Genomic DNA, 12,791 nt, shown 5'->3' on the forward strand with positions numbered 1-12,791 from the left:
CGTGGCCCCAAGGGCCACGGGCGCACATGCTTGCGGACACAGCTAAGCGGCCTTGCCCCCGCTTTCCGTGGGGGCGATCTTTTTGAGCGCTACGCCCACCGCAGCGCCCAAGACCACACCGACCGCGAGGTTATTGGTGGCCAGAGTCGCGGTGAAGACGCACATCATCACCAGCGAGTGCTGCCAAGGCAACCGCAACAGCCCCTTGGGGCTCACGGTGTACCAAGAGATCGTCTTCAGAGAGACGATGACCATGATCGCAGCCAGCGCCGCCATCGGGATGGCAGAGACGACCTGGTGCAGCGAAAGGATGAACAGCAGCAAGAACCCACCCGCAGCGATCGAGGAGAAGCGGGTGCGGGCGTGGGATTCCTCAACATTGACCATCGTCTGGCCGATCATGCCGCAGCCACCCGTTCCGGCCAGCGCGCCAGCGGCAATATTGGCCACGCCTTGGCCCCAGCATTCGCGGGTCTTGTTAGAGGAAGTCATGGTCATACCGTCCACCAGCTGGCCCGTCATCACCGACTCCACCAGCCCGACGGCAGCGAAGCCCAGCGCGTAAGGCAGCACGAGGAAGAAGGTCTCCCAGGTCCACGGGACATCTGGCATGCGCACCTCGGGCAAGCCGCCGGTGAGCCCACCCATGTCCCCCACATCAGGCACCCGCCAGCTGAGGATCACAACCATCAAGGTCAGGATCGCGATGGCAATCAGGGGCGCGGGGATCGCGGCAGTGATCTTCGGGAAGATCAGAAGGGCCGCGATACCAATCGCGAAGAGCACCCACACCGGCCAATCGGCGCCGATGATGTGCTCCAGCTGGGCGGTGAGGATCATGATGCCCAGAGCATTGACGAATCCGGCCATCACCTCAGGAGTGATAAAGCGCTGCAGTTTGGCCACACCCAGCAGTCCGAAGATCACCTGAATGATGCCGGCCAGCACGACCGTCACGATGAGGTAATCCGTCCCGTGGCTGGCCACCAAGGGTGCGATGACCAGGGCGGTGGCACCGGCAGCGCCGGTGATCATCGCCGGCCGCCCACCCGTGAACGCAATGACGAAGCACAACACAACCGTGGAAAACAGCCCCACCGCGGGGCTCACTCCGGCGAGGATCGCGAAGCTGATGACCTCCGGGATCAGGGCGAAGGAGGTAGCCAGCCCGGCCAAAACCTCCGTGCGGAATCTTTGTCGACTGCTGAATGCTTCGCGGAAGGAGCCCACCACCGACTGGTACGGAGGCCCCTGGGGAACGGTACGTGGCATGCGCTTAAGCATAACGGGCTGCAAAGCAGGTCCCCACCGCCGGGGTGCAGCCCTAGCCCGGAGGTTCATGCTGTCCGCCCCAAGCGCAAACGCTCAGCTCTTGCCACGCGCAACAGAAAAATCCGCCCCGGGCGCTGTATTGCGCTCCGGGGCGGATCAGTGGGCTGCCGCCTGTTACGGTGTTAGCCCAGAATCTGGCGCCCCATCACCATGCGGCAGATCTGGTTGGTGCCTTCGTAGATCTGGGTGATCTTGGCGTCACGCATCATGCGCTCCACCGGGAAGTCACGAGTGAAGCCGTAACCACCGAGCAGCTGAACCGCGTCGACGGTGACCTCCATCGCGACGTCGGAGGCGAAGGCCTTGGAACCGGCGGCCATCAGACCCAGGCGCTCCCCACCCTCGGCGACCCCGCGCTCCGCGTTGGACGCTGCGGTGTAGATCATCAGCCGGGCAGCATCGATCTTCATCTTCATATCGGCGAGCATGAACTGGGTGTTCTGGAAGTCCGCGATGGCCTTCCCGAACTGCTTGCGCTCCTTGACATATGCCACGGCCTGGTCGAACGCGCCCTGGGCGATGCCGAGAGCCTGCGCGCCAATGGTCGGCCGGGTGTGGTCCAGGGTTTGCAGGGCGGTCTTGAAGCCCGTGCCTTCCTCGCCGATCATGCGGGAAGCCGGCACGCGGCAGTCCTCGAAGTACAGCTCTGCGGTCGGGGAACCCTTGATGCCGAGCTTGTGCTCCAGGCCACCGACGCGGAATCCCGGGTCGTCCTTGTGAACCATGAACGCGGAGATGCCCCGGGCCCCTGCCTCCGGGTCGGTGACAGCCATGACGGTGTACCAGGAGGAACGCCCACCGTTGGTGATGAAGCACTTGGAGCCGTTAATGACCCACTCATCGCCCTCGCGCACCGCGCGGGTCTTCATCGCGCCAGCATCGGAGCCGGCCTCGCGCTCGGTCAGCGCGTAGGAGGCGAGCTCACCGTTGGCGATATCCGGGAGCACTTCCTGCTTCAGCTCGTCGGAGCCGTTGAGGATCAGCCCCATGGTGCCGAGCTTGTTCACGGCCGGGATGAGGGAGGACGAGCCACAGACGCGGGCGACCTCCTCGATCACAATGACGGCCGCGAGGGAGTCCGCGCCCTGACCACCGCAGTCCTCCGGGACGTGGATCGCATTGAACCCGGATTCGTTCAGCGCCTTGAGGGCCTCCTCCGGGAAACGCTCATTTTCATCGACGTCCTGCGCGTACGGGGCGATGTCGCGCTCCGCGAGGCCGCGGATGGCTTCGCGCAGCTCCTGGTACTCCTCAGGGAGCTTGAATGGTTCGAAGTCCGGGTTGAATCCCATAGGTGACCTCCACAAATTGCATTTAGGAATTGTGTTCTAGATAACTATCTGACACTGTAGCGCGCCACGGGACACCGGGGCAGCATTGTCACGATTTCACAACTTTTTAGCCCTTCCGGTTCTCGGTTTTTCCGCAGCTCAGTTACCCTAAAATTCATGATTCAGTCCCAGCCATATAGCGACGCCACCCCAGCATCCCAGCCAGGTAATGAGGGCACCGCCCCTGCGAATCCTGCCGTGTTGCCGGGCGCAGCCACCTCCGCTCGCGCAGACAAGCACGCTTCCCGGTGGGCCCAGCGCGCCGCTGCGGGGCTGGGCGCCGCAGCACTAGCACTGACCGCTGCCTGCAGCTGGGGCTCCGACAACCCCGAGGACGCCGAGCCGCAGTCGCTGTCCTCGCAGACGGATCGCGAATCCACCACCACTGCTGACTCCGATTCCACTGGCTTGGCAGCCGCGGAAGACGAGCGCAAGCGCGATGGCCTGTGCATCACCCCTAACCTGAAGATCGACGCGGACAACATGCAGGGCGCGGCTGGCAGCACCCTGCTGGACGTCGTATTTACGAACACTGGCGACGAGGAGTGCTCGCTCGAGGGCTACCCCGGGGTCAGCCTCGTGACCGATAACAACGGCACGCAGCTCGGCGCCAGCGCCGATCGCGAGGAGTCCGGCGATTCCGACAAGGTGACCCTCCAGCCGGGAGACCGCGCAACCGCCTCCGTCCGCATCACGAAGGTCGGGGCGCTGGACCCTGAGGAGTGCAGCCCGAAGGCCGCCGACGGGATCCGCGTCTACCCGCCGGAGGAGACTCGCTCCGCCTATATCGAGCTCAAGGGGCTCGAGGGCTGCACCGGGAAGGATAAGTACATGTCCGTGCAGCCAGTGCGCGCAGCCCAGTAGCAGCTGACCAGGGGGTTCCATGGGCGCAGCGAGGTCAGTGCGGTTCGCCACTTTCGCCATCATTCTCGCCGCCACCGCGCTCAGCGCATATCGGGTGGCTGGCCGCACCCTGTACTGGGATGACTTCCTGATCCCCGCCACCTACGGCGCCCCGGAGCAGCTCTCGTTCACGGGACTCTTCCTCTCCCACGACGGGCACCTCATGCCCGGCGCGATCGCCCTCCAACTAGCGGTCGACCGCATCGCCGCCCTGGAATGGTGGCTGTCGGCCACGCTGATCGTGGTCGGCACCTTTGTGTCTGCTGTGCTGTGGGCTGCCAGTGGGGTCGCTCGAGGTCGCCCGTTGGTGCTCGCCCTGCTGTGTTTCTCCCCATTCCTGGGGGCTGCGCTGGGCTGGTGGTCGGCGGCCATCAACGCGCTGGCCTGGCAAATCACCTGCGCTGTGGCGCTGTTGCTGCTGCGCCGAACGAGGCCGTCTTCTCGCGCTCGGCTTGCAGTGCGCGGTGCTGCGGTGGCTGTCACAGTCTTCGTCGGGTTGCTGTTCACGGAAAAGGCGCTCTCCATCCTCCCCCTGCTCACCGCATTGGCGCTGTTCTTCCCGTCCTTCCTCTATCCCTGGTGTCAGGACGTCGCGTCGCGACGCATGCGGGTCCTCACCCTTGCGCCTGGGTGGTTGGTCACCGCCGCGTGGGCGGTGCTCTATGTTGCGGTGACGCGGACTGCGCCGTCCAACGGGGAGGCGTCGGGGTCCGTGGTGTGGGGCGCGGTACCGCGGGCGCTGCGGGACGCAGTTCTCCCCGGGGTTCTCGGTGGGCCGTGGAGCTTTGAGCGTTGGGCGCCTGGTGGCAGCTTCGCCTCCCCCTCGGCTGCAGTGGGCTGGCTCGCTGCGGTCGGGGCCATCGTACTCGTGGCGGTGTGGCTTTTCCGGCATGGCCAGGGGCCCGTTGGCACTCGGCTGCGGGCCGGCGGGCTGGTACTCTCCTTGAGTTACCTGGCGCTGGTTTTCCTCGCCCTAGCCCTGGCCCGCTCTGGCGCCAACACGGCGGACGTGATCACCGCCTCGCTGCATTATTACGCCGATGCCTTCACCGCGGCCGTCCTGTTGTGCACCGCGGCTGCCGTGCAGGCGGAGGCCCGAGCGCTCCCCGACCATCGGATCGCTGGTCACGCGGCGGCAGCTGATGGTGACCCGCGGACAAGCACCACGCGCCGTCATGGCACCAAGGGCAAGTCCCAGGCTCCGCATGCCCGCACTATCGTGCAGGCCGTCCTCGTCGTGGGATTCATCGCCTCCTCCACCGCCACGACCGTCAGCTACCTGGATAGCTGGCATGACGATGAGACCGCCGAGTGGCTGCGCACCGTCAAGTCCAGCCTGCGGGCCGCGCCCGCCCCGCTTCTGCCGCAACCCGTCCCGGCCATGATCGCGAACCGCTACGACGGCCCGCGGGTCGACATCGGCGAGGTCGCCCGCTCCCTGCCTGATTGGCCCGGCGTATCAGCCGGGACGCCACGCCCCATGTTCCTTAACGACGAGGGGAAGCTGGTGGCCGCGGACGTCCTGAAACTCGCGGTCAACGAGCAGCCAGACGGCAAGAAATGCGGACAGCGGATCCCCCTCAACGAACCGACGCTGGTCAAGCTCAGCGCGCCGCTGAAGTTCGGCGAGTGGACCTGGGTGCTGAACACCACGGCGAGCACCCCCGTCACGCTGCGCATCCTGACCCCCAATGGGCTCGAAAGCTACGAGGATTCCCTGGCCCGCGCGCACCGGGTCGCGGTCCCCGCCGAACTGAACCAGCAACACGTGCGGGTCTCCGGGGGCGGGAACACGATCGAGGTTCTGGCGGCCCCACAGCAGCGCTCCACCCCCGCGAACGGTAACTATGTGTGCCTGGGAGCAGGCGCGATCGGTCCGCTCCTCCCCAAGGAGCGCTCGCCCCACTAAACTTGAGCCTTCTTGGCAACCCGGGCGAGCGCGACTGTGCCCCGCCTCAGAACCGAAAGGCTACAACCAGACTATGGCAGGTGGACTCGCCGCCCTCTTGGATGACGTTGCGCTGATCGCGAAGAAGGCCGCGGCCACGGTGGATGACGTCGCTGCGGCCGCCGGACGCACGAGCGCGAAGGCCGCGGGAGTGGTGGTCGACGACGCCGCGGTGACCCCAAAGTTCGTCCAGGGCGTGACCCCTGCCCGCGAGCTGCCGATCATCTTCCGCATCGGGCGGGGCTCACTGTTCAACAAGCTCGTGATCATCCTGCCGCTGGCGCTGCTGCTGAGCTGGCTCGCCCCGTGGGCGCTGATGCCCCTGTTGATGGTGGGCGGGTTCTATCTCTCCTTCGAGGGGGCGGAGAAGGTCGCCGAGAAGCTCGGAATCGTCGCCCATCACGACGCCGAGAGCGAAGAGGTCGTCGAGGAGGACGCGCTGGTAAAGCAGGCGATCCTCACGGACTTCATCCTCTCGGCGGAGATCATGGTCATCTCGCTGAACGAGGTGGCCACCGAACCCTTCTTCAACCGCACCCTCATCCTCATCATCGTCGCCCTAGCGATCACGCTCGGTGTCTACGGCTTCGTGGGCCTGCTGGTGAAAATCGACGATATCGGGCTGCGGCTCATCGCCACCGACAAACCCACGGCCGCCCGCTTCGGCCGGGGCCTGGTCACGGCGATGCCGAAGATACTGAACACCATCGCGGTGATCGGCACCTTCGCGATGCTCTGGGTGGGCGGGCACATCCTGCTCTCCGGCTTCGACGAGCTCGGCTGGCATTGGCCACACGAGGTCGCCGCAGCTGCGAGCGGTGCCGTCGAATCCTGGGGAGGTTTCGCCTCCTGGACCGCGGAAACCCTGTGTAGCCTCGGGTTTGGGCTCGTCGCCGGGTTCATCGTGCTTGGCATCGTCGCTGTGTGCAAGGCGATCGCGACGTCGATAAAGAAGAAGTAGGGAAAACATGCTGGATGCAAGAAACGTTGCCCTCGTCCTGGAAGGCGGTGGCATGCGTAATAGCTACACCGCGGCCTGCATCGATCAGCTACTCGCCCATGAGGTGAAGTTCGGCTGGGTCGGCGGGGTGAGCGCAGGTGCCTCGCACACCGTGAACTTCCTCTCCGGCGACCGGCTGCGCGCCCGCGAGAGCTTCATCACCCTGCCTGCCCACCCCACGGCGGGCGGGATGTCGTCCTTCATGCGGGGCAACGGCTACTTCAATTCGGACTTCATCTACGAGCAGGCAGCGCTGCCGAACGCATCGATCCCCTTCGATTTCGAGACCTTCTTCGCGGACGACACCCCCTTTTCGATCAGCGCGTTGCGGGCCGACACGGGAGAAACGGTCTCCTGGGGTCGCGGTGACCAGCACAACGACGGCGACCTGATGAAACAGGTTCGGGCTAGCTCGACGATCCCCGCCCTGATGCCGACGACCATCATCGACGGGGTGCCCTACGTGGACGGTGCGCTGGGTGACACGGGTGGCCTCGTGCTGCCGAATGCGATCGAGGCCGGCTTCGATAAATTCTTGATTCTGGCAACGAAACCTCGCAACTACACGCGCCCGGCGATGGGGTCTCCACAGCTCGTTCGCCTGTTCAACCGCAAGTACCCGGCGGTGGCGGAGGCCGCATTGACGAGACACGAGCGTTATAACGCGGTGCGGGAGCAAATGACCGAGCTGGAGCGCCAGGGCAAGGCCATGATCTTCTACCCGGAGAACATGATGGTCACCAGCACCGAGCGCAAGGTACGCGCGCTGCGACGAAATTACGCGCTGGGGATGCAGCAGACGATGCGCGAGCTCCCCCGGTGGTTGGAGTTCCTGCGGGATTAGTCCGCTGCGCAGAAATGGCCTGAAGAACCCGGGGCTGACCGCCGAGCCTCAGCTTTCCGAAGCCCAGCATAACCGCAGTTCAGATAGGCTATCCTTGCTATCGAAACGCGCATTAATAGGCGAATATGTGCGTATGCTTAAAAATCTCCAACGCTACTGGCTGGTCTACCTCGCGCTGGTAGTCCTGGCCACGACGGGCGCGCTCCGGCTGATGGAGCAGCCAGTCGCCGCACAGTGGCTCGCCTCAGTATTCATCGTGGCGGTCATCCTCTGGGTGGGTGCGGACATGATCCGCGACCTGCTGCGCGGGCACACCGGCCTGGATATCCTCGCCGTCGTGTCGATGACGGCCACCTTGCTGGTCGGTGAGTATGTCGCGGGCCTGATCATCCTCCTCATGATCACCGGAGGCGAGGCCTTGGAGGATTACGCGCAGGCCCGCGCGGAGCGCAACCTCACGAATCTTCTCAACCGCGCCCCACAGCACGCGCTCCGCCTGCTCTCGGCGGATTCCGACGAGGTCGAGAAGATCGCGGTGTCGGACATCGCGGTCGGGGACGTCATCCTGGTCCGCCCAGCCGAGCAGATCCCAGTGGACGGCACGCTGCTTTCCGAACACGCCAGCGTGGACGAGTCCGCGCTGACCGGCGAGCCCCTCAGCGTCGATAAGCACACCGGCGACGAGGTGATGTCTGGCTCCCTGGCTGGCCAGGCGGCCCTTCGTCTGCGGGCGGATCGGGTGGCCGCGGATTCTCAATACCAACGGATCATCGACCTGGTGGCCACGGCCCGCGAGGAAAAGGCCCCGGTCGTGCGCATCGCCGACCGTTTCGCGCTCCCATTCACGGTCTTCGCCGTTCTCCTCGCCGCGGTGGCGGCGTTCATCGCTCAGGACGCCACCCGCTTCGCCGAGGTGCTCGTGCTGGCCACCCCGTGTCCGCTGATCATCGCAGCCCCCGTGGCCTTCCTGGGTGGGCTGTCGCGCGCCTCTGAGCGGGGCATGGTGGTCAAAGGCGGTGGCGTGCTGGAACAGCTCGCCACGGTGCGCTCCGCCGCTTTCGACAAGACCGGCACCCTCACGTCGGGCCGGCCGCAACTGGAGCACATCGATACCAGCAATGGCTGGCAGGAAGACCAAGTTCTGGCTCTCGCTGTGGCAGCGGAGCGCGGCTCCACCCACGCGCTCGCCGAGGGGATCATGCAGGCCGCCGAGGCCCGTGGGGTCACCGTCCCTACTGCCACGGATTTCGAAGAAATCGCCACGAATGGTGTGGCTGCCGAGGTCGGTCGGCACCAGGTCCGGGTCGGCAAGCTGAGCTTCATCCAGCAGATCGACCCGGGGGCGCGTGCGGCGGAGGTGCTATCCGGGGAGACGGTCGCCAATGTCGCGATCGACGGCCAGTTCGCGGGTTCGCTACACATGGCCGACCAGGTACGCCCGGAAGCGGGTGCGTTGATTCGCTGGCTACGCAACCAGGGTGTCGGCAAGCTCGCGATCCTCACCGGTGATGCAGAGCCGACGGCGACGGCCGTCGCCGAAAAACTGGGAATCAACGAGGTCCACGCCGGGCTGCTGCCGAAAGACAAGGTGGAGCTGGCGGGCAACCTCGCTCCCCACCCGACGATGATGGTCGGCGACGGCATCAATGACGCCCCAGTGCTCGCCGCGGCAGACGTCGGCATCGCCCTGGGCGTGCGGGGAACGACGGCGGCCGGCGAGGCCGCGGACGCCGTCATTCTGAAGGACAGCCTCGCTCCCCTGGCCGAGGCGATCGAGGTCGCTCGGCACACACTGCGGACCGCCAAGACCGCGATCATCATCGGTATCGCGCTCTCGGTGGGGCTGATGCTGGTGGCGGCATTCGGGTACATCCCGGCGGTCGCGGGCGCCCTGTTGCAGGAGGTCGTGGACCTCGCGGCGATCCTGTACGCGCTGCGGGCGCTACAGGCGCCAGTGGCCAATCTCGAGGGTTCCGCGCAGCGCTAGCCACACCGCTCACTCCTCGCCTGCCCTCATGCTGGGGCGCTGCGCACGCTCTGCAGGCTTCTGACCCGGCCGTTACAGTGGGACTCAAAGGGCACCACTGTGGCTGGTCGCCCCGGACCGGCAACCAGCCGCAACTGCTTCTTTAAAAAACAGAAACTTAGGTCTGAATTCGAGGAGCGATTGAACCCATGGCTATGACAGTCGGCGAAATGATGGTTAAGGCTCTGGCCGAGCACGGGGTCTCCAAGGTCTGGGGCGTGGTGGGCGATGCCCTCAACCCCATTACGGACGCAATCCGGCGCGAGGATCGCATCGACTGGATTGGTGTGCGCCACGAAGAGGCCGGCGCCTTCGCCGCCTCCGCGCAGGCCCAGCTCACCGGTGAGCTCGGGGTGGTCATGGGCACCGTCGGACCCGGCGCGATCCACCTGCTCAACGGGCTTTATGATGCTCAGAAGTCCCACGCCCCGGTGCTTGCCATCGTGGGCCAGGTCCCGCAGGCCTCCATCGGGACGAACTTCTTCCAGGAGGTCAACAACGACCGCCTCTTCGACGACGTCTCCGTCTTCACCGCGACGGTTACCACCGCCGAGCAGATGCCCTACCTCTTCGAGCAGGCCGTGAACGCCGCGATCGCCCAGAGTGGCGTGGCGGTTCTGAGCATCCCCGCCGACGTGGGCGGCCTGACCCTGCCCAAGGAGGCCACCACCCCACGCTTCGCGCCGAAGCCCGCGGGGTCTACCCCGTCTGCCGACCGGATCGGCGAGGCGGTCAACGCCTTGCAGTCGGCGGAGAAGGTCTCGCTGCTGGTCGGCCGCGGGGCGCAGAACTCCCGCGAGGAGCTGCTGGAGCTGGCCGAAATCCTGGACTCCCCGATGGTGTTGACGCTTAAGGGCAAGGAGTTCCTTGAAGACGAGAACCCATGGCAGCTCGGCCAATCAGGGCTGATTGGTAACCCGGCGGCGATTAAGGCCATGGAGGAATCCGACACGATCTTCATGATCGGCACGGACTTCCCCTACCGGGAGTGGATCCCCTCCGGCAAGCAGATGATCCAGCTGGATATCAACGCCAGCCACATCGGTCGCCGCGCCCAGATCGACGTCGCCCTGGTCGGTGACGCCACCGAAAGCCTCCGCCTGCTGATCGGCGCGCTGCGCAGCGCCGGCGTCGAAAAGGATGCGAAGGACTGGGCAGAAGGGCTGCGTAAGCGCTACGAGCGCTGGCTGGACGGGCAGAAGAAGCTCGCTAACCCGCACTTCGATGAAACGCTGCTCGGCAAACTGCGTTCGCTGGGCGATAACCCCAGCAAGCGGATCCGCCCGGAGGGTGTGGCCACCGCGCTGGACGAGGTCTGCGCCGACGATGCGATCTTCACCTCGGATACCGGAATGTCGACGGTGTGGCCCTCCCGGCTGCTGCCGATGCGTGGCACCCGGCGCCTCATCGGTTCTTATAATTTGGGTTCGATGGCCAACGCCTTGCCGATGGCGCTGGGCGCGCAGGCAGAGTACCCGGATCGCCAGGTCGTGGCCATGGCCGGCGATGGTGGGCTCATGATGTTGGCGGGCGATCTGCGCACCGCGGTGACCTACGATTTGCCTATCACCGTCGTGGTTTTCAACAACACGAAACTCGGCATGGTGAAGCTGGAAATGGAACAGGTCGGCCTTCCGGAGTACGGTACTGATTTGGATAATCCAGACTTCGCTGAACTTGGCCGTGCCATGGGCCTGGAGGCGGTGCAGGTCTCCGAGCCAGAGGAACTGGCCGAAGCCCTGCGCACTGCGGTGCACTCCCCCAAGCCCTACCTGGTCGAAGTTCTCACCAACCCCGACGAGGTGTCGGTGCCGGGCGAAATCGAACCCTCCCAGGTTTATGGTTTCGCCCGGGCGAAGGCGCTAGAGCTCCTTCCGGATGTGAACTTCCGGAAGTAGCGGGAAGCACCTTCAAGGGAAAAGTTAAGAATGAGAAGCATCAAAATTGGGTTGGCGCTCGTCGGGCTACTGGTCGGCGCTGGCTTCGCAACCGGCAAGGAAGTTACCCAGTACTTCGTCAGCTTCGGCACGATGGGTGTGTGGGGTGTGCTCGTCGCAGCCATCACCACCGCCGGTGCCGCGATCGTGGCGATGACGGCGGGAAGTTTCTTCCTCGCCGAGGAGCACTCCTCCGTATTCAACCGCATCTCGCACCCGATCATCTCCAAGGTGATGGATGCGGGAGCGACCGTCACCCAATTCGCGATTGGCTTCATCATGATCGCCGGCGCCGGGGCCGTCGTCGAGCAGCAATGGGGCATTCAGCCCTGGATCGGCGCCCTGAGCCTGACGATCATCATCGCCCTGGTGGGTTTGTTGGACGTGGACCGCGTCTCGACGATCATCGGCGGAGCGACGCCCCTGATCGTCGTGGTAATCCTCATCGTCTTCGTGTGGGTGCTGCTGAATAAACCGGACGGCTCTTTCACGGAGCTGGCTGCCATCGGAGCACAAAACGAGTCCCCAGTGCGGCCATGGTGGCTCTCCGCGCTGAACTACACGGGCATGACGCTGGCCACCGGCATCAGCATGATCCTGGTCATCGGTGGCGATAGCGCCAACATGCAGAACGCGATCCGCGGTGGCCTGCTGGGTGGGCTGATCTACAGCACCATGGTGGTCATTGAAGTCATCATGCTGCTGCTGGCCGCCCCACTGGTCCTCGGCTCCGACGTCCCGATCCTGGCACTGACGACGCACATCGCACCGTGGTTCAGCCACTTCGCCAGCGTGGTCGTGGTGTTCATGGTTTTCAACACAGCCCTGGGCATGTTCTATGCCCTGGGACGCCGCCTGACCGCCAAGAAGCCGGAGGCCTACCGCCCGGTGTATCTGCTGGGTGTGCTGGTCGGCTTCGGCGTGAGCTTCGTGGGCTTCGGCGACCTGGTCAACATCGTCTTCCCGATCCTGGGCTGGATCGGCATGGTCATCGTGGGCGCGTTGATCCTGTGGCGCTTCAAGACGGCCAGCCGCATCGAGGCAGAGGGCAAGGCCCGCTCCCGCATCTGGAAGTACGCCACGGCTCCGGCCAAGGCGTCCACCCGTGACCTGCGCCGCATCGCAACACTGATCCGCGGTACCGCGCCGGAGAATGAGCGCTTCCGTGAGAAGCTGCAGGATGAGTTGGAGCAGCAGCACGAGGGTGAGGGCGAATACGAGGACTCCCCGGAGGCTGCTCAGCACCAGGAGATGCTGGACAAGCTCGAGGAGTACGACGAGCGCTACGCGGCACAGCACGCCACGGGCGCGTCGGATCAGTCCCCTGACGCTGCAGCGGACGCACCGAAACAGAGCTAGGACCAGCGCGGCCAGCCCCGTGCTCTGGAGCCCAATCGGCTCCCAGGGGGATGGAAGGGAAGCTTCACGATAACAAGACAACAAAAGCGCCCAGCCTGTCGGCGGGGCGCT

Annotated in this window: 9 protein-coding genes; 7 read left to right on the forward strand and 2 right to left on the reverse strand. The window is 65.2% G+C overall.

Going from position 1 to position 12,791, the window contains the following annotated elements; genetic code table 11:
* Nucleotides 1-42 precede the first annotated feature (42 nt).
* Both HMPREF3097_RS03470 and HMPREF3097_RS03475 read right to left on the reverse strand, forming a co-directional pair.
* Nucleotides 43-1,272, reverse strand: a complete 1,230-nt coding sequence (locus tag HMPREF3097_RS03470; RefSeq protein WP_246821245.1) for a SulP family inorganic anion transporter — start codon at nt 1,270-1,272, stop codon at nt 43-45.
* A 182-nt stretch (nt 1,273-1,454) separates the two neighbouring features.
* Nucleotides 1,455-2,624 carry an acyl-CoA dehydrogenase family protein gene (locus tag HMPREF3097_RS03475; protein WP_070760970.1) on the reverse strand — a complete coding sequence of 390 codons (1,170 nt, stop codon included), beginning with the start codon at nt 2,622-2,624 and terminating at the stop codon, nt 1,455-1,457.
* 156 nt (nt 2,625-2,780) lie between these two features.
* Here HMPREF3097_RS03475 and HMPREF3097_RS03480 point away from each other — a divergent pair, with 156 nt between their 5' ends.
* The 7 genes from HMPREF3097_RS03480 (at nt 2,781) to HMPREF3097_RS03510 (ending at nt 12,680) form a co-directional block, all read left to right on the forward strand.
* Nucleotides 2,781-3,527 (forward strand): DUF4232 domain-containing protein, encoded by a 747-nt coding sequence (locus HMPREF3097_RS03480; protein WP_070760972.1) that lies wholly within the window; start codon nt 2,781-2,783, stop codon nt 3,525-3,527.
* A 37-nt stretch (nt 3,528-3,564) separates the two neighbouring features.
* Complete coding sequence (locus HMPREF3097_RS03485; RefSeq protein WP_246821246.1) at nt 3,565-5,475, forward strand: DUF2339 domain-containing protein; 1,911 nt, start codon at nt 3,565-3,567, stop codon at nt 5,473-5,475.
* Nucleotides 5,476-5,548: 73 nt separating this feature from the next.
* Nucleotides 5,549-6,475 carry a DUF808 domain-containing protein gene (locus tag HMPREF3097_RS03490; RefSeq protein ID WP_070760976.1) on the forward strand — a complete coding sequence of 309 codons (927 nt, stop codon included), beginning with the start codon at nt 5,549-5,551 and terminating at the stop codon, nt 6,473-6,475.
* Between the two features lie 7 nt (nt 6,476-6,482).
* The gene (locus HMPREF3097_RS03495; protein ID WP_012359902.1) at nt 6,483-7,358 is read left to right on the forward strand and encodes a patatin-like phospholipase family protein; all 876 of its coding nucleotides are present in this window, start codon (nt 6,483-6,485) and stop codon (nt 7,356-7,358) included.
* A gap of 133 nt (nt 7,359-7,491) precedes the next feature.
* The gene (locus HMPREF3097_RS03500) at nt 7,492-9,345 is read left to right on the forward strand and encodes a heavy metal translocating P-type ATPase (protein ID WP_070760978.1); all 1,854 of its coding nucleotides are present in this window, start codon (nt 7,492-7,494) and stop codon (nt 9,343-9,345) included.
* A gap of 188 nt (nt 9,346-9,533) precedes the next feature.
* Nucleotides 9,534-11,282: a thiamine pyrophosphate-dependent enzyme gene (locus HMPREF3097_RS03505; RefSeq protein ID WP_070760980.1), complete on the forward strand. Its 1,749-nt coding sequence runs from the start codon at nt 9,534-9,536 to the stop codon at nt 11,280-11,282.
* Nucleotides 11,283-11,312: 30 nt separating this feature from the next.
* The gene (locus HMPREF3097_RS03510; RefSeq protein ID WP_070760982.1) at nt 11,313-12,680 is read left to right on the forward strand and encodes a YkvI family membrane protein; all 1,368 of its coding nucleotides are present in this window, start codon (nt 11,313-11,315) and stop codon (nt 12,678-12,680) included.
* Nucleotides 12,681-12,791 lie beyond the last annotated feature (111 nt).

The organism is Corynebacterium sp. HMSC27B11 (genome assembly GCF_001815985.1).
In the GTDB taxonomy this organism is placed as follows: Bacteria; Actinomycetota; Actinomycetes; order Mycobacteriales; family Mycobacteriaceae; genus Corynebacterium.